This is a genomic window from Streptomyces sp. 3N207 (assembly GCF_052246355.1).
Taxonomy (GTDB): Bacteria; Actinomycetota; Actinomycetes; order Streptomycetales; family Streptomycetaceae; genus Streptomyces.
On sequence record NZ_JBQQBV010000013.1, the window covers coordinates 79,367 to 101,748 of the forward strand.

20 protein-coding genes and 3 pseudogenes are annotated in these 22,382 nt (G+C 69.9%); 12 read left to right on the forward strand and 11 right to left on the reverse strand.

Features of this window, described 5'->3' with window-relative positions; all coding sequences use genetic code 11:
* Together ACTWP9_RS20970 and ACTWP9_RS20975 are read left to right on the forward strand one after the other, a co-directional pair.
* Positions 1–639, forward strand: a complete 639-nt coding sequence (locus ACTWP9_RS20970) for a hypothetical protein (RefSeq protein WP_443247766.1) — start codon at positions 1–3, stop codon at positions 637–639.
* Positions 640–726: 87 nt separating this feature from the next.
* A complete protein-coding gene (locus ACTWP9_RS20975) occupies positions 727–1,230 on the forward strand; it encodes a hypothetical protein (RefSeq protein ID WP_443247767.1) in 504 nt (167 codons plus the stop codon).
* A gap of 157 nt (positions 1,231–1,387) precedes the next feature.
* Here the strand turns inward: ACTWP9_RS20975 and ACTWP9_RS20980 are convergent, their stop codons facing one another.
* From ACTWP9_RS20980 to ACTWP9_RS20990, 3 genes are all read right to left on the reverse strand, one after another.
* Positions 1,388–2,461 (reverse strand): polyprenyl synthetase family protein, encoded by a 1,074-nt coding sequence (locus tag ACTWP9_RS20980; RefSeq protein WP_443247768.1) that lies wholly within the window; start codon positions 2,459–2,461, stop codon positions 1,388–1,390.
* 91 nt (positions 2,462–2,552) lie between these two features.
* The gene (locus ACTWP9_RS20985; protein WP_443247769.1) at positions 2,553–3,647 is read right to left on the reverse strand and encodes a terpene synthase family protein; all 1,095 of its coding nucleotides are present in this window, start codon (positions 3,645–3,647) and stop codon (positions 2,553–2,555) included.
* A gap of 155 nt (positions 3,648–3,802) precedes the next feature.
* Positions 3,803–5,185, reverse strand: coding sequence for a cytochrome P450 (locus ACTWP9_RS20990; RefSeq protein WP_443247770.1), 1,383 nt, complete (start codon positions 5,183–5,185; stop codon positions 3,803–3,805).
* Between the two features lie 539 nt (positions 5,186–5,724).
* Between ACTWP9_RS20990 and ACTWP9_RS20995 the strand changes: the two genes are divergently transcribed.
* Both ACTWP9_RS20995 and ACTWP9_RS21000 read left to right on the forward strand, forming a co-directional pair.
* The gene (locus tag ACTWP9_RS20995) at positions 5,725–7,155 is read left to right on the forward strand and encodes an SWIM zinc finger family protein (protein WP_443247771.1); all 1,431 of its coding nucleotides are present in this window, start codon (positions 5,725–5,727) and stop codon (positions 7,153–7,155) included.
* A 190-nt stretch (positions 7,156–7,345) separates the two neighbouring features.
* Complete coding sequence (locus ACTWP9_RS21000; RefSeq protein WP_443247772.1) at positions 7,346–9,775, forward strand: DUF7824 domain-containing protein; 2,430 nt, start codon at positions 7,346–7,348, stop codon at positions 9,773–9,775.
* Positions 9,776–10,019: 244 nt separating this feature from the next.
* Here ACTWP9_RS21000 and ACTWP9_RS21005 read toward each other — a convergent pair whose 3' ends face one another.
* From ACTWP9_RS21005 to ACTWP9_RS21015, 3 genes and pseudogenes are all read right to left on the reverse strand, one after another.
* A complete protein-coding gene (locus ACTWP9_RS21005; RefSeq protein ID WP_443247773.1) occupies positions 10,020–10,820 on the reverse strand; it encodes an SAM-dependent methyltransferase in 801 nt (266 codons plus the stop codon).
* A 648-nt stretch (positions 10,821–11,468) separates the two neighbouring features.
* A pseudogene (locus ACTWP9_RS21010) lies at positions 11,469–11,612 on the reverse strand (IS5/IS1182 family transposase); the annotation flags it as partial.
* Between the two features lie 263 nt (positions 11,613–11,875).
* Complete coding sequence (locus ACTWP9_RS21015) at positions 11,876–12,058, reverse strand: hypothetical protein (protein WP_443247774.1); 183 nt, start codon at positions 12,056–12,058, stop codon at positions 11,876–11,878.
* A gap of 457 nt (positions 12,059–12,515) precedes the next feature.
* Between ACTWP9_RS21015 and ACTWP9_RS21020 the strand changes: the two genes are divergently transcribed.
* Positions 12,516–14,708, forward strand: a complete 2,193-nt coding sequence (locus ACTWP9_RS21020) for a tetratricopeptide repeat protein (RefSeq protein ID WP_443247775.1) — start codon at positions 12,516–12,518, stop codon at positions 14,706–14,708.
* Between the two features lie 216 nt (positions 14,709–14,924).
* A complete protein-coding gene (locus ACTWP9_RS21025; RefSeq protein ID WP_443247776.1) occupies positions 14,925–15,503 on the forward strand; it encodes a MepB family protein in 579 nt (192 codons plus the stop codon).
* Positions 15,504–15,852: 349 nt separating this feature from the next.
* On the opposite strand, the gene ACTWP9_RS21030 is transcribed toward ACTWP9_RS21025, so the two are convergent.
* On the reverse strand, positions 15,853–16,017 hold the full coding sequence (locus ACTWP9_RS21030; protein ID WP_443247777.1) for a hypothetical protein: 165 nt from the start codon (positions 16,015–16,017) through the stop codon (positions 15,853–15,855).
* 541 nt (positions 16,018–16,558) lie between these two features.
* Here ACTWP9_RS21030 and ACTWP9_RS21035 point away from each other — a divergent pair.
* Together ACTWP9_RS21035 and ACTWP9_RS21040 are read left to right on the forward strand one after the other, a co-directional pair.
* Entirely contained in the window at positions 16,559–17,305 is a 747-nt protein-coding gene (locus ACTWP9_RS21035; protein ID WP_443247897.1) for a DUF1838 family protein, read from the forward strand.
* 96 nt (positions 17,306–17,401) lie between these two features.
* A complete protein-coding gene (locus tag ACTWP9_RS21040) occupies positions 17,402–17,776 on the forward strand; it encodes a hypothetical protein (protein ID WP_443247778.1) in 375 nt (124 codons plus the stop codon).
* Here ACTWP9_RS21040 and ACTWP9_RS21045 read toward each other — a convergent pair.
* Both ACTWP9_RS21045 and ACTWP9_RS21050 read right to left on the reverse strand, forming a co-directional pair.
* Positions 17,727–18,143 carry a DUF6069 family protein gene (locus ACTWP9_RS21045; RefSeq protein WP_443247779.1) on the reverse strand — a complete coding sequence of 139 codons (417 nt, stop codon included), beginning with the start codon at positions 18,141–18,143 and terminating at the stop codon, positions 17,727–17,729. The genes ACTWP9_RS21040 and ACTWP9_RS21045 overlap by 50 nt on opposite strands.
* On the reverse strand, positions 18,140–18,760 hold the full coding sequence (locus tag ACTWP9_RS21050; protein ID WP_443247780.1) for a TetR/AcrR family transcriptional regulator: 621 nt from the start codon (positions 18,758–18,760) through the stop codon (positions 18,140–18,142). The genes ACTWP9_RS21045 and ACTWP9_RS21050 overlap by 4 nt, the downstream gene beginning before the upstream one ends.
* 301 nt (positions 18,761–19,061) lie before the next feature.
* On the opposite strand from ACTWP9_RS21050, the gene ACTWP9_RS21055 reads away from it, so the two are divergent.
* Positions 19,062–19,544 (forward strand): hypothetical protein, encoded by a 483-nt coding sequence (locus ACTWP9_RS21055; protein ID WP_443247781.1) that lies wholly within the window; start codon positions 19,062–19,064, stop codon positions 19,542–19,544.
* Between the two features lie 37 nt (positions 19,545–19,581).
* Positions 19,582–19,766: pseudogene (locus tag ACTWP9_RS21060) on the forward strand (response regulator); the annotation flags it as partial.
* A gap of 44 nt (positions 19,767–19,810) precedes the next feature.
* Here ACTWP9_RS21060 and ACTWP9_RS21065 read toward each other — a convergent pair.
* Complete coding sequence (locus tag ACTWP9_RS21065) at positions 19,811–19,981, reverse strand: hypothetical protein (RefSeq protein ID WP_443247907.1); 171 nt, start codon at positions 19,979–19,981, stop codon at positions 19,811–19,813.
* 76 nt (positions 19,982–20,057) lie between these two features.
* On the opposite strand from ACTWP9_RS21065, the gene ACTWP9_RS21070 reads away from it, so the two are divergent.
* Positions 20,058–20,396, forward strand: a complete 339-nt coding sequence (locus ACTWP9_RS21070; RefSeq protein ID WP_443247782.1) for a hypothetical protein — start codon at positions 20,058–20,060, stop codon at positions 20,394–20,396.
* Between the two features lie 238 nt (positions 20,397–20,634).
* Here ACTWP9_RS21070 and ACTWP9_RS21075 read toward each other — a convergent pair whose 3' ends face one another.
* Entirely contained in the window at positions 20,635–21,444 is an 810-nt protein-coding gene (locus tag ACTWP9_RS21075) for a hypothetical protein (protein WP_443247783.1), read from the reverse strand.
* Between the two features lie 286 nt (positions 21,445–21,730).
* On the opposite strand from ACTWP9_RS21075, the pseudogene ACTWP9_RS21080 reads away from it, so the two are divergent.
* Positions 21,731–22,071, forward strand: a pseudogene (locus ACTWP9_RS21080) (helix-turn-helix domain-containing protein); the annotation flags it as partial.
* Positions 22,072–22,382: the final 311 nt, after the last annotated feature.

The window sequence follows — 22,382 nt, forward strand, 5'->3', positions numbered from 1 at the left end:
ATGTCCGCACACCGCACACCACCTGACCTCACCACCCCCGACGGTCTGCCGACACCGCGCCCCTTCGGTCATCTCTCCCCGCAGGACGGGGCCTGCCTGATGGAAGCCGCCTCCCTCCTGACGGGCGGCTTCACCGACAGCCCTCGCACCACGCACCCGACGCTGGCTGCCCTGGCCCGCGTGGTGAACGACACCGTCGACGACTCCACCCGTCACGGACTGTGGCCGCTCGTCGCCGACCTGGCTCGGGCGTATCCCTGTGCGCGTGACTTCGCACCGATGGTGATCGCAGAGGTCCTGCGGGAGGCCCAACGAGTCCGCCCCCACGCGTGGACATTGCATGTGCGCCGGACGCTGTGCAGACGCCGGGCCCTGAGGGTCGGTCAGGCCGGTCCCACTCCGGTGGTCCGGCGCCTTGATGCACTGTGGTGGCGCGGCCCCGGACGGCACCACCTCGAACATGCTCTGCGGGTGCTGCTGCGTGCGCCAGACGTCGACGAACGCCTCGCGCGCCTGCTCCGAGAAGCCGTCGCCCTCGCCACAGGACGAGCACCGGCCGCGGAGGCAAACCCCTCGGACCGCTCGGAGCCATGCTTCCCGGAAGCCGGGGCGGCTGTGTCCGGACAGCAGGGGCGCTGACCGGTCCACGTATGCCACCTGGCAGGTCGTCGCACCGATGGCGTGCCAACCGTCGAGGCGGCGCCGCTCCGGCGCCGCCTCATTTCCGTGAGAGCAGTGCCGGTCTGTGCGCCGAATCCCTCGTCCGCTCCGGCGGGCACGGCGATCACCGCCGAACAGGAAAATGGCGGACATAGAAGCAGCGACCGTCTCCGAACAGCTGGCCGAGGCGTCGCCGCTACGACAGGTGGCCGACCGCTTCGCCGGCGACTGGCCCGCTGGCTCGGCCCTCAGCGCGACCGCACCCGCGCCCGCCTGGAAATCATTCTCCTGACGGGCCGCCACCCCCAAGGGGAGCTGGGCACCGAACTGCTCCGCGTCCGGGAGAGCTTCGTCAGCCAGGCACAGCTGCTGGCAGCGACGCTCGGCAGCCCGGATCCGCAACAGGACGGGCGGATCGTTGTCGCCTTCGCCGAGGGGCTCACCTACGACGGGGTGACCCGGCCCGGCCCGGACACCACCGACCGGGCGGCTCTGCGACAGATGCTGGAGAGGGTCCTGCTCACCCTGCCCGGTAGCGGCGCGTTGAAGGGGAGCGCCGGGCGGCAGTAGTCCCGGCCGCCGGCCCACCGATCTGTCTGGAACATGTCGTCACCGCCCCAACCTCCACCGGAGCGGTTCGCGAGAGCGTGCAACCCCCCATGCGGCGCGAGGGCGTCGTGCCGGCGCAGGTACGCCGGTGCGTCCAGGGCACGTTGGTGCGGCGCGGTCAGGGAGCTGGGGGCACGGCTTTGTCGGCGAGTTGGGTGAGGACCTGGGTGGCGGCGGGTGGGAAGGGGGCGGAGTCGAGGGCTGCGAGGGCCTGGCGGTGTCTGGCCGTGATCATGTCCTCGACGGCGGCGCGGGCTCCGGTGGTGGTGAGAATGGCGCGGATCTCCTCGGCTGTCTCCTCGGTGAGGCCGGGTCGGCCGACCAGGGCGCGCAGGCGGTCGGCTTGCGCAGGAGTGGCGTGGGCGAAGGCGAGGGAGAGCAGGACGGTGTTCTTGCCGTCGCGCAGGTCGTCGAGGCAGGGCTTGCCGGTGCTGCCTGGGTCGGCGAAGACGCCGAGGAGGTCATCGCGCAGCTGGTATCCCTCACCGAGGGGAATGCCGTAGGCGGTGCACACCTCCAGTACGGACTGCGGGGGATCGGCGAGCAGGGCTCCGAGGTGCAGGGGGCGTTCGACGGTATAGGCGGCTGTTTTCTTCCGGGCGACGGACAGGGCCGTATCGATGTCCGCAACGGCGCCGCCGGTGGTGAGCAGGTCCAGGTACTGGCCGGTCATGACCTCGGTGCGCATGGTGTCCAGGCACTGCAGGACGGCGCCGCGCTGGGGTTCGGACAGGTCGGTGGTGTGCAGGAGTTCGTCGGACCAGGTCAAGGCCAGGTCGCCGAGGAGGATGGCGGCGTTGGTTCCGAACCGTTCGGCCGCGTCGCCGCCCCGGGTGCTGGGCGAGCGTGCGGCCAGGGTGCGGTGGACGGTGGGACGTCCGCGGCGGACGTCGGAGGCGTCCATGACGTCGTCGTGGATGAGAGCGAAGGCGTGGAAGAGCTCCAGGGAGGCGGCCAGGCGCGTGACCGGGGTGAGGTCTCCTTCCCCGGTGGCGGCGTACCAGCCGGTCACGCACAGCAATGGGCGCAGACGCTTGCCTCCGCGGAGGAACTCCTCGAGCAGTTCGGCGAGTTCTGCCTGATGGGCGGTGGCGGCAGTGCGCGCTTTGCGGGCCAGAAAGCCGCTCAGCAGCGTCTCGATGTGACTGCGGGTCTCGGTGAGGAAGACGTCGGCCGCCGTGCCGGGGGTCATGTGGCCTCCTCGGTCTCTCGCTGCTGGTCGGCTGGGTGTCCGGCCAGGCACCGGCTCGGGTGTCGGTCTCGGTTCAGGTGCATGGGCCGGTTCACTGGTCGAGGGGGCCCCACCACCAGGTGATGGAGGGGATCGGCGGCGGGGAGGTGTCGGCGGGTGGGGTCCGGGTCCGGGTGCCGGTGGTGGTGACGGCGCCGGGTGAGCGGCCGTCGGGGTTGCGGTAGCGGTCGGCGCTCAGGCCCCATGCGAGGTTTCCGGGCAGCAGGTGGTCCAGGTGGTCCAGGTAGGCGTGCAGCGGACCGCTTGCACGTGGGGCGGCCCGCTCGCGGAGCTCGATGTAGCGGTGGGTGAGCCGGTTGCACAGCTCCGTTGCCGCCTGTAGTGCTTCCTGCTGGGAGCAGCTGCGCTCGCGGCGCAGGATCTCCACGAGGCCGAGTCCCGATGGCGGAGCGCCTTCGCTGCGGGCCACCCACAGTTCCTTGCCGTAGGAGAAGAGGTCGTCGTCGAACGCCGCAGTGGTGAAGGCGAGTTCGGTCAGCGCTTGCACAAGGGGGGAAGACAGCTCCCGTTCGGGTATCTCTTCCCCGTCGATGATCTCCGCCCAGGCCAGCGTGGCGGCGCCCGCCGCGGTGTGCCGGCGTAAGTGGGCGTAGTCGTTGAGCGCCGGTGTGCTCTGTGCGGCGCGGTGGCCGAACTCCCACAGCATGGCGAGGAACCAGGCTCGGTGTGCTTCGGCGCAGCGCCGTATCTGGGTGGGGGTGGCCCACCGGTGGGCTCGCAGCGCCAGGTCCCGCGTCGGCGGCATAAACGTGTCCTCGGGCCTGTCCACCCGCGCGTCGGGAGCCTCCAGTACCCGTACGAGCCTGGTGGCGAGGTCCGCGAAAGCGCCCGCGTGATGGGCGGCGGGTCCTTCGTCGTGCACGTCGTCGAGGTGGAACATCAAGGTGCACCAGTCCACCGCCAGTTGCAGCCGGTCGGCCGGGGCGCGGGGCGTGATCCGCCCGTAGAAGCCGGGGCAGTCGTTGCCGCGCGCGCGGGCCTTTTGTCCGGGTGTCAGCGCTGGTGCGAACTGGCTGATCCAGTCGGCGGTGTGCCGGGCCAGGACGGCCTCGTCGGGGTGCCGGACGGTGGGCAGCGGGCAGTAGCGGGGCGGGAGTTCGACCAAAAGCGTGTCGGTGGTTCGCATGGTGCCTCCCGGAGGGGCTGAGTGAAGCGGGGGCGGGACCGAAGAGGGCCATCGGGCCATCGGCCACCGGGCCACCGGGCCACCGGGCCGTCGGGCCGGAGCCTGTAGGACGGTGCCCGGGCTGCTGCCTGGGCACGTGTGGGGTGCTGTGGCGTTCACGACTGCCCGTCCTCCGCTGGATGCGCGTCCCGGGCGGAGATCTCCATCAGCAGACGGCGGGGACGCAAGGCGGTGGACAGGGCCACCGGGCGGACATCGCTGCCGTCAGCGCGCCGCAACTGCCACCGGCCGACGATGGCAGCGAGCAACAGCGTGCTCTCGGTGAGGCCGAAAGCGTCGCCGGCGCACTTGCGGGCACCGCCGCCGAAGGCGGCGAAGGCCCCTTTGGGCAGGGCGCGGGCGCGCTCGGGCAGCCACCGGTCGGGGTCGAAGGCGTCTGGGCGGTCATACAGCCTTGGGCACCGGTGCACCGCCGGGGCGCAGAACGCCACGGTGGTGCCGGGCGGCAGCTGGTGGCCGCCCAGTTCCGTCCGCTCAGTGGTGACACGCGTGAACAGCCAGCCCGGCGGATACAGGCGCAGCGCCTCCGTGACCACCCTCGCTGTGTACGGCAGACCGGGCACATCCCCGCCGCTCGCCGGCCTGCCGCCGAGGACTGTGTCGACCTCCCGGTGGAGCCGGGCCAGCGCTTCGGGGCTGCGGTCCAGCAGGTGCAGCGACCAGGACACGGCCGCGGCGACACTGTCGGAACCGGCGGCCAGCATGGTCAGGACCTGGTCGTGGATCTCGGTGTCGTCCAGGCTGCCGCCGCCGGGCGCAGCGTCGTCGCGTGCCGCCTCGTCGCGCGCGGCGACAAGGGCGGAGAGCAGATCTCCGCGGTCCGTACCGCCGCACCGGTACTCGGCGACCAGGCTCTCGATGCCGCGCCGCAGGCCGGCCACGGCGCGGTCGAACCTGCGGTTCCCCGGCAGCGGCAGACGCTGCAGCGACCGTGGCAGGAACATCCGGGCGGTGAGCTGGTTGAGCACCGTCTCCACCGGCTCCCGGAACCGGTCCACCGCCTCGGCGTCGAGCCGGGTGGCGAACAGGCTGCGCAGTACTGTCCGCAGGGCGGCGCCGTACAACGACCGGTAGACGTCGACGACCTGCCCGTCCTCCCAGTCGTCCGTCAGCGAGGCAGCCTCCTGCTCCATCACCGTCGCGTACCGCTCCAGCCGCTCGGGGTGGAAGGAGGGCTGGATGAGCCGGCGCTGTCTGCGGTGCTCGTGGTACGGGCAGCTGCCGACCCCGTTGCCGATCGTGCTGCGCACCCGGTCGAAGAACGGACCGCCCTTGTCGAACGTACGGTCGTCCGTCAACACCCGCCACAGCAGGTCAGGATGGCAGGGAACGTAGGCGCGCACCGGACCCAGGCGCACCTCCACCAGATCACCATGGCCGGACAAAGACCCCGCGAACTGCAGGGGGCGGCGCATCATCGGCCAGCCATGGCCGATCACCGGGAGAGCCCCAGGGACTGCCGCTGTCGTATAGGTCATCGGCCCTCCAACAACGCTCCGCGTGTCCGCCCGCGCGCCGCCGCGCCCCGCTCCGGCATCGGCACAGCAAGGCCGTCCCCTTCCACCTGTCTCACTGGACGGAGGGGGGGAGCAACCCAACGTCGGTGCAGGTGTGTTGAACGTGTTGAAAGCACAAGCGAATGCCACCGGCACGCTCTCCTGCTGCCGTCCGGGCACAGGCCACCAGTCGGACACGGGAATCGGATCAGGGCAGGGGCCGGCCTCACGGGGTGTGCGGGAACTGAGAAGTCGCAGGAATGCTGGTATCAGGGCTGCCTTTTCACGTCGTCACATCGCTGTCCCTCACTCCGGTGGATCACCTCGCCCACAGGTGTTCACCCTTCTCTGACGGATATGGGAGGGGTGGCAGTTCTGGGGCCGGCCCTCACGCAGGTGACCACCACCGGGATTCGGCTGCTGGGCGGCAATCTGGTGCGCCGGGCAGTGCAGTGACGCCGGGCATGAGACGGCAGCCGCGAGCAACGGGAGTGTCAGACCCAGGGGTTAGGTTCCGTCACATGTCCGCAGCCACCACGACGTACACCTATCGCGCACCGTCCGCCTTCGACGCAGCCGGGCACGCCCTTGCCCTGCAGACCAGCGGGGGACGCACGCCTGCCGGGGCCGCCGCGAATCCCCGCTTCTTCAACGGGGCTCTTACCGAACCCGAGGCGTCCGCCGCGGCGTTGCTTGCAGTCGCCGATGTGGCGGCCTCCCGGTACTACGATCCCCGGCTGACCGGGGCTGCGAGCCTCGATCCCGTGGTCACGGCCGGGGGCGGGCGGCTGCGGTTCGAGTCGTTCTCCGGCTGCTGTGGGGTGCACGCCCGGCTGGATGTGCCCCCAGCCGGGCTGGACGGCGGGGAGGTCGGCCGCGGCACCACAAACGTCGACGTCAACCTCCCGCTGCGGGACGCCCTCGGGCGGCTGACTGCCCGTGAGCCGCTGGCCCTCAGCGTCGGGCCCGACGAACTCGCCGTCCAAACGGGCGGCGACCGGATCGTCGAGAAGAAGGTCCCGCTGCCCGACCGCTGGATACGCGGCTTCGCCGAGACAGCGGTCATCTCCTCCCGGTTCGACCTCCGCGCCGAGTTGCCTGCCGCCGAGGCGCTCCGCTTCCTGCGCACCCTCCCGCGGGCCGGTTCCGGCAACGCCTCGCGCGGCGCGGAGTGGGTCGTCGCCAACAACGGGCGACTGCGCACCACGTCCCGGCCCGTGCCGGGGGCCGTATGCCTGCCGGGGCCGCAGCGCCTCACCGCGCTGCGCCGGGTGCTGCGCCACGCCCGCGGACTCCGCCTCTACGGGCCGCCGGTGACCGCCCGCAGCGCGACGCAATCCGCGGCGTGGGAGATAGCCCTCCCGGCCGGCCTCCGGCTGACGCTCACGCTGTCACCAGAGACGGGACGGGGGTTCTCCGGGGAGGGGGCGGTGCTCGACGATCTCGCCGGTCCGGACGTCGAAGCCGATGCCGAGCTGCTGTCCGTCCTGCTCGCCTGGGACTCCCGGATCGACACGGCCGAGCTCGCCGCCGAGGCGGGGCTGACGGTCGAACGCACCCGCGCCGCGCTCACCCGGCTCGGGGCTGACGGCCGGGTGGGCTACGACCCCGCCGCGGCTGCGTACTTCCACCGCGAGCTGCCGTTCGTCCCCGGCCGGGCCGAGGACCACAACCCGCGGCTGCGGGCCGCGCGCGCAATCGTCGCCGCGGGCGGCGTGCGCAGCCTGGGCCCGGGCCTCGCGCAGGTCACGGCGACCGACGGGCGCACGCACCGGGTGCGGGGTGGCGCCGGAACCACCCGTGGGGCGTCGGCGTGTACGTGCCAGTGGTGGACCGAGCACCAGGGCCGCCGCGGGCCCTGCAGCCACGCCCTCGCCGTACGCATCGCGGCAGACGGCGCGGGGACCGCGACGACCACCCCTGGCAACACCGGAGCAGTCCACGGCCGCTGACCATCCGACGCACCCGAGCAGCACGCCCGGCGCGCACCACACCACACCGCATGGCCTTGATCCGCACCGCACTGCCCTTGATCCGCACCGCACTGCCCTGGATCCGCACCGCACCGCCCTCGATCCCCACTGCACCGCATCGATACGCACCGCACACCGACCGAACCACCGCACGGGAGTGCCGCCCCACATGTCCGACCACCCGCTGTTCACGCTCATCGACACCGGCGACTACCGTGCCGTCCCCGATGCCCTGGCCGCCATGACGGTGGACGAGCGCCGCGCCGCCGTCCCCGAGCTGAAAGCCGCCCGCGCGTCGCTCAGCAGGGTCACCCTGTGGACCTACGACGACCCGCGCCGCATCGCGGTCCAGCTCGCCGGCGCAGGGTGCCTCACCACCGCCCCAGCCGTCGCCGAGTGGCTGCTCAAGGGCAAGACCCGGGTCACCTCCATACCGGGCTGGCGGCCCGACGCATCGCTGATCGCCTGTCTGTTCGCCGACGGGCCCGACACCCGCGACACCGACTTCCAGGCCGAGCTCGTCCGCCGGATCGCCGCGAGCCGCCTCGACGAGGGCGAACTGCCCTACTACCGCCTGGCCCTCGAACTGATCCGGCGCTCCGGCTGCCCCGTCCCGACCACCGACGCGTTCGTCCTCACCTGGGCCCGGGAGTCGGCCGGCCGCTACAACATCGACACCACCCCGCCGACCTGGGACGAGCGCCCGCTCGCCGTCATCCTCGCGGACAGCCCGTTCCTTCAGCCCCTCGCGTACCGCCTCTTCGAGATCGACGGGGTGCCGGGCTACACGAATCTGAGCACGTACTCCCGCGACGACCCGGACTACTCCTGGCCTGCCGCGCTCGCGGCGCTCGCCGACGACGGTACGCTCGACGCCGGCCGCCTCCACGACGCCGTACTCGCTTCGTTGGTCCGCGGCACCGGAGCGGCCGCGGACGTCCGGTTCCGGCTGTGGACGCTCGAGAAGCTCGCGCCCTCGACGGAAGAGCGCGCGAAGTACGAGGACGACTACGTCCGCCTGCTGCTGGACGGCCCGTCCACCGTCGCCGCCCACGCACAACAGGTGCTGAGCGGAGTGCTGGCGCCCGCCAGGGTCGTCGAGGTGTCGCGCGATGCGCTGCTCCGCCCGGAGAAGAAGCTGGTCCGGGCCCAACTGACCTGGCTGGACCGGGCTGTCCGGCAGGAGCCCGCGACTGCGGGGGCCGCGGTCGCGGTACTGGTGGAGGCACGGGACGCGCTGGAGGACGCCGCGCTGCGGGAGCGGGTCGAGCGGCTGATCGCCCGTCATTCGCCGCTGAGCGTCGAGACGCCGTCCGCGACGCCGGAGTGCGAGCCCGACATCGCTCCGCCCCCGCCGCCGGAGGCGGCCCGCCTGGACGGCCAGGAGGACGACACCCCGGAGGATGTCGCCGCGGCCCTCCGCATCTGGTGGCGCCGCCACCAGGACGACGGCCCGTTCGAGGACGCCCTGCTGGACCGCCTGATCCGCCACGCCCACCGGGACCGCGAGGGGCTCGCGGCGGCGCTGCGGGCGGAGATCGCCGATCACCTCGACTGGTTCTCTCATGCCGGGCACGAACCGTGGAACCCCCTCGGGGTGGCGGCGGCAGTGTGCGGGGTGCCGTATCCGGGTGGCGCGTCGATGTTCGACACCATGGTGGAACTGCGGGGCCGGGAGCTGATCGCTCGGCTCCAGAGCGGTGTCACGACGCCGTTCCCGCTGGCCACCGCCACACACGACAACGGCACGGTGGAGGCGGCCGAACTCGTCGCACGGATCGCCGAGTACGAGAGACTGGAGACCGAGCCCGGGCCGGTGGACCTGGCGCAGGCACTGCTGCGGGTCAGGCCGGAGGACGATCCGGACGTGCGGGCAGCCGCCAACGCGCTTGCCTCTTCCGCGGGAAGCCGCCTCGCGGACCGGCTCCGGACCGGCGGACGGGACACGGATCCGGCCGCCTACCCCGAGCCGTTCGCCACCCTCCTGTCCGGACCCGGACCTACCAAGGGACGCAGCCCCGTCCACACCCGTTCGGTGTTCCCCTGCCGCCCGGAGGACCTCCCGTGCAATCCGGACCTCCAGGCCGACTGGGCGTGGTACGTCACGCGCCGCAGTGGCGCACGTATGGACTGCCGGACCCTGGAGCGGCTTGCGGCGCTGCCCGGCGTCAAGGGCGAGGCGATGCACCGCGCATTGGCCGAGGGATTGAACGACGGCCGCCGCGAGGACCGGGCGGCCGCGGTGGACGCGCTGATCGTCATGGTCTCGCGCGGAGAACTGGACTCGGCGCTGCTGGCCGCGGCTCTCGGAGAACTGACGGTGCCGGTGGCCTCCCGCCTCGCGTCCGGGCTGAGGGACGCCTCGGCGGCGGTGGGGGCACGGGCGGTGTGGCCAGTGCTGTCCGGCCTGCTGCCGCAACTGCTGCCGTCCGGTGCGCGCATCCACGGCCTCAGCGATCTGCTGGCGCTGGCGACGGACCTCGCCACTCGCGCCGGGGCGCGCGGGGAGATACCCGGTCTTGCGGAGGTGGCGTCACGGCCGCCGAAGTCCCGCCTGGTGAAGGAGGCGTGCCGACTGCGTGGCATCCTCACCGGGTGACGGGCCGGGCGTTGGGCGAGTCTCTCATCGGGATCACATCGGTGGACGAGGAGAGCACCGCCACGCACGGGGCGTCGCCGCGGCCGTCGCCGCGGCGGCGTTCCACCCTGGCGTGGTGGCCGAGTAGGCCACTGTCTGCATGAGCTGTCTGCGTGAGCCTTACATCACGAGGAGCGCGCCTGCGTACTCGTCCTGTCCCGGCGAGCGGCCTCGGCCATGTTGTGGCCGGGGCGTGTGCCGTTCGTCATGGCTTGCGCGCGACTCCGCCCCAGCCCGCCCGGTCGGTGGCTGTCCCAGTGTCCGGTTCGGGCATCCAACGGGGCCAAGAGGTGTACCCAGGGGGGTCGATCAGCTCAAGGCCGTCGAAGAGCTGCACTGTCTTGGAAGGTTCACGGAAGATGTAAGGGATCGCACCGCTCCGGTTGTACTCCTCCTGGACCTCTCGGTGTTCCTCGTCGGCTGCGGTGGAGTGGCTCATGGCCAGCCAACTGCCTGACGGAAGCCTGTCCATCACGCGCCGCACCAGCCCGACAGCCTCGTCCCAGTCCACGATGTGCCCCAGCACGTCACTGATGACCACGGCGACGGGCTTTGACAGATCCAACGTCTTGCCGGCGCCTTGAAGCACGAGGTCGGTGTTTTCCATGTCCTCCTCGACGTAGGCCGTAGCGCCTTCCTCCGTGCTGGTGAGGAGTGCCTCAACGTGAGTAATGACCAGCGGGTCGTGGTCGACGTAGACCACTCGGCACTCCGGGGCGATGCGTTGTGCGATCTCGTGGGTGTTGTTGCTGGTAGGAAGGCCGGAACCGAGATCCAGGAACTGCCTGGCCCTCTCATCCCGCGCCAGAAAGGTCACGGCACGCCGCAGCCAGTCCCTGCTCTCCGGCGGGAAGAGGCGCATCGGTGGGTAGTTGTCGATGTAGCGGTCACCGGCGATGCGGTCGACTTCGTAGTAGTCCTTGCCTCCTGTCCAGTAGTTCCAGATCCGGGCCGAGTGCGGGACCGTGGTGTCTATCCTGCGGCGAGGCCGTGGTTCGTTCGTCATGGCAGTTCTTCTCTCAGTCGGTGCGTTCCGGGCGCGGGATGAACCGGGCCTCTGCGTGGGCGAAGCCGGTGCGTTCAAGGAGTTCGGCCGGGGGTGGGGTCCGGCGAGGGTACGCCAGCGCAGCACGGTCGGACCCGCTCAGTGCCCTGAAGCCACTCGTCATGCATCTGCTTGGGGTATCGCAGGCGTTGCAGGGCTCTACAGGGGAGAACACCCGTACCCGCCAAGGTGGGGCGGCGGCACCGGAATGCAGGTCATCAGTTCCTCCCGGTCGGTGAACCGGCGTCCTGATCGGAGGACACCGCGTCGAACCTTGCAGCGGTCGCAAGCATGCGGCTGCCCGCAAGGAGATCATCCAGTATGGCAAAGGAGAGTAGGGCCTCCACCGCCAAGTCCCCCTACAGGAAGGCACTTTCCGCCTGCTGCATACGCCTGCCTGCACTACTCCCGGCCGACGACCCGATCGCACCCACCGTGCTGGCCCGTGATGTCGACGCGGGCGAGGGGGGGCCGAACTTCGCGGCCACGGCTCCGCCTTCAGGGCCGGCTGTTGCGATCAGCTCGCACGCCTGGGCGATGAAGCGACAAGCAGGTCCGGTCCGGCAGTCCTCGTTCCCCCTTGCTCAGCACCCGATGCGGCGACGGTCGAGCAACGAACCCCGTCTCATCAGGCGTGTCCTGTGTTCCGCCACCCTGCGGCCGTTCCTTCGACGGCGGGATCAGCGGCTTCGCGATCTCCCACAACCCGTCCGGAACAATCCAACTCCCCGTTCCCGGCCCGCCCCATGCCACAGACCAACGTCCGCCTCACCACATAGGACAACGGTCTTAAGGAACAAGCTCAACGGCCGCCGGAGAGCAACCAGATCGGGAGGGCCGTCCACACGATGCCGATCGCCAACACAAGCACGATGCCCCCGATGCGTTTCGAGGACAGGTCGAGTCGTGCGCTCTTCGGGGCGCCGGGGAGGTAGAGCACTGGGGCCCGACTGCTCACGGGGAGGCCATTGACTCCGGAAAGATTGGACTCGAACTCGTGCTGATTGCCCTGTGCATCAACGAAAATTGACCACCGCGAAGTAGACGGGCTTTCCTTGGCTTCGCTTGATGCGGTGGCGGACCACCAGCCCATCGGTGCGAATCCCTTCGCGTAGGAGGCGGCGTTGGAGCGCCGCCTCGCGGATGCCGATCCCGATGATGACGGGACCTGACAGTAGAAACAGCCACAGCAACCACATGGTCGCGTTCCTTCCGCACTGGACGGTTCTTCATGCATCTCCTGTTGTACGAATGGACAATGGGACGAGTTGATGCGGTGTGGTGGGACCCTCGCCCGTCGACCGTGCCCGCCCCGGGCCGGATACTGGCTGCGTTCGTGGTCGGGGCCGGCCTGGAGCGCTCCTCGACTGCTTCTACGACCTGATGTACCACCAGCCCACCTCGTTCCACCGTCTCCGTCGACGTATGGCGACACGGCACGCTGCGGAGTCAGTGCGCACCACAACTCCGGGCGTGCCCCCCGGCCCCGGCTCGATCTCTGCGCATTGACGCTGGGCCCAGCAGTGAGCGAGTCCGCCTGGTCGTACGGGCCAGGAGCAGGCGAGGCAGCAACGCACTCCGGAACCAGTGGGGCAGTCGACATCGTCACCCAGCGGTATGAGGGGACCAGGGAACAGGGCGGCTCATGCTGTCACAGTGGAGGAGATACTGGAGGAGTCGGCGCTGAGGGCCGGCTGGACGGCGGCGGACAGTGAGCCGACCGGATCGTTCCACGGCCCGAACGGGGCACGGGTGCGTTTCGTACGCGAAAGCGATGGTGTCGCCCCTGACCGCTGGGTGATCCTGCTGGAGTGCGCTTCTGCGGCCCGTCCGCGGTGTGCCTTCGCGATTCCCGTAATGTCCCAGCCGGGGGGACTGTCCGGTGAGCAGCACCGCCGACGTATCGTTTCGGTCGCCCTGGCGGCACCCGCCCTTGTGCACGCAGGAGCCGCACGACAGTGGTGGGAGGCGCACGGCGAGCTCCCGATGTGGGCACGGCAGGACGACGGCCCTTGGTTGCCAGTGGTGAAGGCGCGAGGTGCGCAGCGGAGATCCACCGTGGTGCCCGCCCCTGACGAGGCCACCACCGTACGGATCGACAACTTCTGGGAGGAACTCGCGGGAGATCCGCTGCCCGGGGCGATATCCCGGGCGGACCGTACGCGCACTGTGCTGAAAGCAGCGGGATGGCGGGACACCACAGGGCGCTCTGCCAGGCGCAGGCATGGGCGGCGGATAATCGCCGCGTTTTCGTACCGGGATCCGCGCGGTGGCAGCCACCGCTGTGCCTACGTGCTGACGGGGGACCCCCGTCTGCCCGAGGCACTGTGGTGGCACTGTGATCTGCCTGCGCCGCCAGGCAGCGCGGACGATGACCGGGTAAGGGCGGAACTCCTGCTGGACGTCACAGGGGAGAATGACCCTGACCTCCCGTTCGCCGCCCCCGCCGGCGGCGTGCCGGGAGCCGATGCGCTCGGTGGACGCGGCGACGCCCGGCTGGGCAGTGTGCTGCGGCTGCTCACCGAACGGGTGCCGGAATCCCCCGCGACGTACGCGCAGTTGGTCGACGACCTCACCCTCACCACAACCGTGGTGGACCTCGGACGACCCAACCATCCGGCCCGCCATTTCAGTGGGTATCTGCGCTCAACCTCGCGTCCTTCGATGGATCCCGGTCCCTCGACGAGTGCCGGAACCTGGGATGAGTGTGTGGCAGCCCTACGAGCGCAGCCCCGCAGCGCAGCGCACTGGCGAGCAATGGGGGGCCGGGCGGCAGGCGACCGGCGTGCTCACCTGGCAGTAGCCGCGTACCGGCAGGCGCTGGCCCTGGAGGGGGATGACGGCGAGACACAGCTGATGCTCGCCTGGTTCCGGCACCGCACTGATCCGAACGGCGCGCTGGTCGAGTTGGAGCGGGCGGAAGAGGCGGGGGCGCCAGGGACGTGGCGACTGCGGGCAGAAATCCAGCTCGATCACCTCGGCGACCCGGAGGGTGCATTGACCACACTCCGGGCCGCCGTCGAAGAGGACCGTGCCACTCCGTCCGATCCCGGGTCCTGGCAAGCATTGGGGAGCGCCTTGCTGGACACCGGCCGGTCGGCGGACGCGGCGCGAGTACTCGCCGAGGGCGCCGGCCGACACCCTGACCAGCTGCCGCTGCTGCGACAGCTGGTCACCGCCCGTCTGAGCGCCGGGGAGCATGAAGGGACCCTCGATGCGCTGGAGGACCTCGTGAGTCACACGCCGTCCGAAATTGACCGCGTGCTGCGCCGTTTCGCCGGGAGCGGTCTGGGCGCCGAACTCCGCTTCCAGCGGTTGCCCGCAGTTGCCCTCGCGGCGCAGCGCGACCGGCACCGGCGCGTGCGGGAGGCCGCACGACCCGCGGTGACACCGGAGCTCGGGTCGGCGGACGCCCGAGTGGAGGCGTTCGCCAACCTCTGCGCGGACGCCGGCTTCCAGCCCTGCCCGCTCACCCCCGACGCCCTGGACAGCGACGTGACCGAACCTGTGCTGCGGCGCTTGTTGTGCGAGGTCGGCATGCCGACTCGGGTCACGGGGGTCGACTTCGTGCGTTCGGTGACCCGCAAAGTACCGCGTCTGATCGCCTGGCAGCGGCATCGAGGCGGGTCTGAGTCCTCGATGTACGACAGGGACTTCGCCATCCACGGGTTGTGCCGCTTCGGCAACGCTGGTGCACCCGACAGAGCTCTGGCGGTGGACGGGGCGTCGGGTGACGTCTTCCGGGTCGTGGTAGGCCGCCCTGGCAGCTCCCGGCTGACCTGGCTCGCTCCGGGGATGGACGTCTTCTTCGCATCGATCCAGCGCGTCGCTGATTCGGGCGACGACTGACCGCGGCCGGCGCGCGTGCGGCCACAGTCTCCTGCCCCTCGGGGCGTACTCGTTCCCGACGTCGTTCCCGCAGCTCGCGTCGATGGCCTACTGGGTGCGGTCCAGCTCGCCCGCGTCGCCGAACGTCGCTGATGACCGACCATCCGGCACCCCTGGGTCGTGCCCCGGGTCATGGTCGGTGGGCCACTGTCGGGTCCGGCCAGAAGGGGTGTCAGGATGGGGCAAATGATGTCGAAACACGATGGTTGTTCGAACTCGCCGGTCCCGGAAATCGAGCCTTCGCTTGGCCTGGGCCCGGTCCACGCTGACCTTCTTGCCGCGAAGAAACTGGTCTACGACCCGAACGGGTTCATATGCTCGCAGGCGGTGGCCGAAGCCGAAGGCGCCGAGTACGGGGCCCATGAACTGACGGTGAACGGTCTGTCGGTGCGGTTTCGTGCTGCCAAGACCACCCCCACCAAGGTCGGCCAGTTCGTGACCGTGTGGAAGAGATTCGCGCAGGGACCGATCCAGCCGTTCGACGCCGGAGATCCCATCGACCTCATCGTCGTCAGCTGCCGTGACGGTCACCACTTCGGACAGTTCGTTTTTCCACGGGACGTGCTGTGCGAACGGGGCATCCTCTCGCGAGGCGGTGTCGGCGGGAAGCGCGCCTTCCGTGTCTATCCGCCCTGGGTGACCACGACCGCCCGCCAGGCCCGCAGCACGCAGGCATGGCAGGTCAACTACTTCCTGGACATTCCTGAAGACCACCCTGCCGATTCCGCCCGTGCTCGGACGCTCTACCACCCCTGAAGCCACGGCCGTTTGCCCTGGCATCCACAGCACTGAACCGATGTAAGTCTGCTACTCGACCACGTCCGGGAGAAGGAGGGCCCCACGGGCCGCACGGTCTACCCGTCGGTGGCGGCCGTGAAGCCCTCGGCGGCCTGTCGGGCGGCGTTGTGATGCGGCCTCCGGCTCAAGCCTCGGCCGTCCCGGTCAGGATCCGTACGTCCAAGTCCGTCACCGCGGCCGCCTCCAGCGCGGCTGTGAAGTGGGCGCGCGCATGCGTTCCACCGTGGCGGGCGTGAGCCCGTTGAGCAGGGCACGGGTGCCGCTGCCCACCGCCAGGTCCCAAGCGGTTGGGGCTCACCCCTCCTGTTCAAGGCAGCGTCCTGGCGGCGGCCGGCCCGGCCTCCGGAATGACGGCCATGGCGCTGAACATCTCCGGGCTGTACCTGGGGACCGGACTGGCCGGAGCCATCGGCGGCGTGGTGATCAGCACAGGCGGTATCCAGTACGTGCCCGTAGCAGCCGCGGTGCTCATGGGGCTGTCCTTCGCGTTGACACTTGTCCCCGCCAGGACACCCCATCAGTCGACTCACGCCATCTCGCCGACGGCCTCTGTCGAGGGGTAAGCAGGACGTACCGGGTGTCTTGCCATCCCGGCAAGACCGGCGACGGCGGAGACCACGACCGTACCCGCGGCCTCCGACTCGGGCATCAACACGCCCAGTACGGGGTCGAGTTCGTCTCTGCGGCCCGACGCAAACGTCCGTCCGCGGCCGAATCACCGGGCCACGGATTGTCGAACGCCGCCCCAGGCATCCATCCCCGCGGCCTGCACCAGCAAGTTGATGAAGAACTCCGTTCTGCTTGGGTCCAAGCACGATCAGATCAGCGGCCACGCTGTATCCGGGCATTGCAAACGCACGGCGCCACCACCTGTCGCCAGGCTGGTGGCACTGGTGCGGCGTCGCAGCGGTGACGTCCAGCGTGGCCGTTCCTGGCGGCTGCCGTTGGCGGAAAGGCGCCTCCTCGGCCTGGTCTGCTCGGCCGGGGGCGGCGGGCCGTGCAGGGTGGTCCCTATGACGACCCCCGCAGAACTGCTCCGTTCCTTCGCCCGCACCCGCGCCTCGCTGGACGGTGAGGAGGTCACGTACTGGTGGTCCGGAAACGTGTACCCCTGGGCTCCCGACGAGCCCTACCAGCGTATGTTCGGCTTCGAAGGGCTCAACGTCGCCCGCCTCGTCCAGGATGCCGAAGCCGGCCGGGACGCCTACCAACTGCTCACCCGCGAGGCCGCCTTCTTCCTGGACCCTGTCGGCCGCGAGATCCTGGAGACGTGGCAGGACCTGCCGGTGGTGCACATCTGGAACGACCCGGCGAACCAGAAGTGGCGCCCCTTCCCGATCCCGACGACCGATCTCGGCGGACAGGTCTGCTTCAGCTTGGAGATCCCGCTTTCCTACCCCTCGCCGCTGCCGGTGGCCGAATACCCCGACCACTCGGCAGGCGATACGTACCAGGCCCTGGAGTGCTTCCAGTTCTTCGCCGACCGCGCCGACCTGTCCGGCCCGGCGTCCAGCGTCCCGGCCTCCATGTCGTGGATGCGGATGTCTCCGTGGCTCCCGTGGATGTCTCGTGGCCGGCGGCCGGGCGGCCTCACCTTCCACTGCCGGGGCCGCAAGCTCGACTCCTACGCCCAGGTCCCCGAACGGACCCGTGCCTACATCGCTGACCATCACCCGGAGTTCGCCCACGCACCGGACAAGTGGAGCGAGCCGAACGAGACCAGTTGGACGTACTTCCGCAAGCTCCACCCGCCGAAGTAGCCACCCTCTGAGCCGGTCCCCAGGCCGACACGGACCACCTCGTGTCCACGCTCGGTGGCATACACCAGGTAGACCGCCACCGGCGGATTTTCGATCGTGCCCCAGGCGGCCCGGATCTACGCTGTGACCAGCGGCCACCGCCTGATCTTCAGTCTTCACACACCGATGATCAGCGGTGGCCGTACCTGTCTCCGACCCAACCGCGGACCTCCCCGGGACCTCGCCTACAGCTCCGACATCGCCGGCATCGGCCTGACCATCCCGGCGGTGGCCATCGCAGCGATCTGGCACGAGGGTCCGCTCCTGCTGGGCCTCGGCCCGACCCACCAGGTACCGCTCTTCAGCTCGATCGTGGTGGGCACTTGGACGGTCATCCCCGGCTACGCGACGCTCTGGCGGGGCTGCCTCCATCTCGTCCTGTTCACGGCGTACTTGGCACTCGCGGTGTCGCCGCGGCGGCGTCCTTGGTGAGCAGGCCCGGGATCAGTACCGCCGCCACAGCCAGGTGCATCAGGGCCAGCGCGGCCCGGGTGCCGCCGTCCATGCCGTCGCCGGTCAACGGCAGGAAGGACAGGGCCAGTACGGCGACGGCCACCCCGGTCCAGACGGCCCGGGCGCGCCGTACCCCGAACCGCTCCAGGGCGGCCAGCAGCCCCCAGCCGGCGAGGGCCGCCAGCAGCGCGACCAACACCACCGGCACCGCGCCGATGTCGAGCGTCTGCTCGCCGTCGACAATCCGTAGCCGGTGCCCCAGCACCGGGTCCGCGACCAGCCACACCAGGACAGGCGCCGGGACCGCGAGGCCCGAAGCCCCCAAGCGCCGTCTGCGCGCGCTCACTTGGCGCCGCCCGCGAGCGCGCCGTGCAAGAAGACCTCCACCAGCTCCTGCGTGGTCAGCTCCGGCTCGTCCTCCAGATGCGGCTGGGTGAAGAGCAGCCCGAAGAAGAGGGCCGCGATCTGCTCCGGCGGCCGGCGCAGCGCGGCCTTGTCCGGCTCCAGCAGATCCGCGAGGGCCGCGCGGATGCGGGTCGTCGACTCTTCGCGGCCCGCGCCGCGCACCGTGCCGGGGTGCTTGCCGCCGCGGTGCCCGGAGGCGTGCAGCGAGCCGGCGATCGCGCCCATCCGGGACAGGTGCGCCTGCAGCGCCTGGGCCGCCTCCGCGAGCCGGTCGGGCAGCGGCTGGGACACCTCGATCGCGCCGAGCTCGCGGACCGCGTGCTCGGGGGAAAGCGCCTCGGCCAGGCAGGCTTGCAGCAGCTCGTCCTTGTCGGCGAAGACCCGGAAGATCGTGCCTTCGCCGATGCCCGCGGCGCGGGCGATCTTCGCGGTGGTCACCGCGGCGCCGTACTCGGCGATCAGCGGAATGGCGGTCTGGATGATCATCGCGCGCCGCTGCTCCGGCGACATGCCAGGGGCGCGGCGGCGGGTGGCCTGGTTCTCCTTTGGTGCTGTCATGACGGCGAGAGTACGGAGTGAGGACTCACTCTGTCAATGAGTGAGTCCTCACTCCGTATACTCTTCCCCTACTCGGCCACTGGCCGCATTGGATGTCGTGAGCGTGGGTTGTCTCCTACGGCCGCCGTGCAGGGCCGGGCGCGCGTGCCAGCCATACCTGGCTGCTTCACCTCAGATCCCAAGGGAGCAGGCGCACGGGGACACAGTCACTTTGCCGGAAAGCATATGGGGGAGTGGAGTCAGGCTGCGGTTCGCCCCTGGGCAGTGACAGGGCCCTGCTTGATCGTTAACGTTTGGCACCATGGGAGCGATGGGGGTAGCTGAGGAACTGTACGGGCGGGTGCTGGACGCAGTTGCGGGGACGCCGTACCGGATGGTCCGAACAGAGCGAGGGTTCGATCTGACGGTGGACGTCCACGAGCCGCGGCGGACCGACAAACTGTGGACTTATCGTGTCGAGTTGCGTGCGGAGGAAAAAGTCTTCACGTTGACGGACGTGGTGCGCACAGTTGAGTACGGGCCGGGGGGAGTGCGGAAGCGAACGGAGACGTCCGTCGGGCGCAGCCTGTACAAGGTCAGATACCGAGCGGCGGACGGAACCGAGTGCAGCTTCTCGTCGGCCGATGGGCACCGCCTGATCCGGGGTATCGCCGAAGGGTTGGGGTGGCAGGAACAGCGGCCGGCGAGCGTGACGGGTGCTCTGTGGGCCGGGGTCGCCGGCGGGGCGGTGGCGTTGGGCGTCCTGATCGCCCTCGCGGTCGCTTACCTGCTCGGGATGTTCTGATGGGCACGTCTGCCTGAGGCGGTCCGCTCTTCGACTTCCCCTCATCTTCCTCACCGCCACGGGCACCGACGCAGCACCGACGCCTCCGCACGCGGCTACGCCGACGGCGCCGTCGACTAACTCGCCAAACCCTTCGATCCCTGGGTCCTGCGGGCATTGGTCGCCGTCTTCACCGGCATCCACCTCGAACGAAGCGAGCGAAGCGAGCGCGACAGCCGCTGAGGCCGCACACGGCAACATCGTGGCAGCGAACGGCGATGACACCCCTACGCCCGCCCCCCGGCCCCACCTACCGTGAGCTGGTCGGTGGCCCGCTGGATGGCCTGCTGCTCGATGTCGCCGACTGGAGCCTGCAGGAAGTCGACGCCGGCGTCGCGCTGCCCACCGAGGGTCAGTTCGGACCAGTGGAAGGGCTGCAGGCATGGCGAGTTCGGCACCCTTGTCGGGGGTCGGCCAAGAGGGGATAGTGCCGATGACATACATCTGAATCGGCACCCACACGGGGGATCTGTCTTGGGGTCCATCAAGCGCTCAGTGGCGGCATGCGCAGTAACCGCGATCTCGGCAGTGACGTTGATCGGCTGCGGAATCGAAGGAACGATCCAGGACTACGACACCGTAAGTGTCTGGCCGGCCGCAGACCCCAGGGGCCGCCAACCCATCGGCCAGCTCACAACGCAGTCCAAGGTGAAGGTCAAGTGCATCTCGCGCGGCCACGTGGACGTGAATGGGATGGGGTACGGGGACACGTACAAAATCGACTTCAATGGCGGCGACGGGTATATCGATACGAACACGTCGATTCTGACTGATGACGGTGTACTGGCCCCCGGCGACGTTGACGAGTGCTGAACTTCGGGCATGAGTCGTGCACCATGTGCCTCAGGGCGAGATAAACGGCCGCTTCCTTGTCTGCCTGGCACCACGACCAAGGCGGGGCGCGAGCGATGCCAGAGCGCCCGAAACCGGACACGTTCCCGACCCGATGCATGATCCGCCCGTATCGGTCGGTGTCGCTTCTCCGTAACTCCTCCTTCTGCTTTCCGGTTTCCGGTTTCCGGTTTCCGGTTTCCGAGAACTGTGAACGTCGTCAGTACGCCCCGAACGACCAGAAAACACCCACCTCCTCGTCGGTCACCGCGATCAGGCCAAGGTCATCGAAAAGATCGAGGCCATTGAGGTACTCGGAGGTGAGGAAGCCATGGGATTCAGTGCCCTGGAGGCCCGCTGCGAGGAAGTCCGGAGCCGGATCAGAGGCGGCGGTCGTCGCGTTGGTCCAGTAGCGCGCGGTGGGCCCGTACCGGTCGAGCAGGGTTCGGGCATCCGCCAGCACTGCCTCCCGGTCCGGACGGGAGCGGACAGGGGCGGGCTCCGACTGCCATTCCTCGGCCATGATGGCGAGCGCGGCAACCGCCGCCTCCGCTTCCAGGGGATACAGGCGGCCGGGCAACTCTGATGATTCCGGGGGATCGAAGGGGTACGCGGGCACCGTGCGGCGGGCAGCGTTGGTGCGGTCCCAGTCCAGCCGAACCCAGCCCCGGGGATCAGAGACCGACCGGTGCAGCACGGCGCGGACGTCGTGCGCCCAGTCCTCGCACCGCCGAGGGCCGGTAGCCGCGAACGTGTACGTGTCGTCCAGCAGCCGCAGCGCCGCCGCGTTCCAGGGACAGCGACGGTAGCGGAACTCCCACAACAGACTGCCCACTTGGCGGCCAAACGCGTCCTTCGGCTCGCTGGGTATGCGCCAAAGCTGGTCGAGGGCCCAGCGAACGAGCTCGCCCCCTCCCTCCGCCGCAAGGCGGACCGGCCCGTGCGCGAGCGGGAGGTCCGTTCCGTCCCAGAGCGCCTCCAGATGCGCATCGAGCAGGTCAAGGGCGGTCCGGTCGGCAGGCAGAGGCATTTCGCCACCTTAGGCCGTGCCTTTCGGGCCATGCCGGTCCGGGACTACCGCTGACGTTCGCTGCGGAGGAGCGACGACACGACACCGTGCGTCAGCTGGCGCCAAATGGGCGGGCAAGTCTCGGCTGGTGATGAAGAAACTCCGGTGCATTGCATGAAACGGATCGGTCCGGTTCATGCATCTTGTCCTGGGATCGGGAAGCTGTGCAGGCACCGCGCCAGTGATGATGTGGTTGCCGAGACCTACGAGAACCGCAACTCGGTTCGACACCGTATGCGGTGGGCGCTGGCGGGCTCGGTTCGCCGAGCACCGGATTGCCGGCCTGGGCGGCATGCCGCGCTCGGGCGGGCCCCGGACGGTCACCGACGAGCGGTCGCCGCCGTGGTGCACAAGACGCCGGAGGCCACGCCGAAGAACGCCACACACTGGTCGACCCGGGCGATGGCCAAGGAGATGGGCCTGTCGCAGTCGACCGTGTCACGGATCAGGCGGGCCTTCGGCCTGCAGCCTCACCGCTCGGAGACAGCACGGCGCCGAACCTTCAAGCTGTCGACGGACCCGTACTTCGTCGACAAGGTCCACGACGTGGTCGGCCTGTATCTTGATCCGCCCGAGCGTGCTTCGGTGTGCTCTTCAGCCGTACGGCGACGGCTACCAGCTCGTTCGCGTCGACGAACTTGCCGTCGAGCAGCGGAGTCCCCGGTGCGTGCCCAGCATCGTGCGGATCACGGCCGGGCGAAGCGGGCGAGAACCTGGTGCAGTACTTCGTGGAAATTCTCCCCGCAGCGGCGGATGTGTCACCCCGGTTCAACTGCCGAGGCGTTGGAGGCGGCGGTGGGGCCAGGTGCCTGTTCCGGCTGGAGGAGAGCGGCAGCCAGGCCCCCGAGATCAACCGCGGCTCCGCGCTGATGCGCTCGTGGGCCTCGCTTCGCTCAATG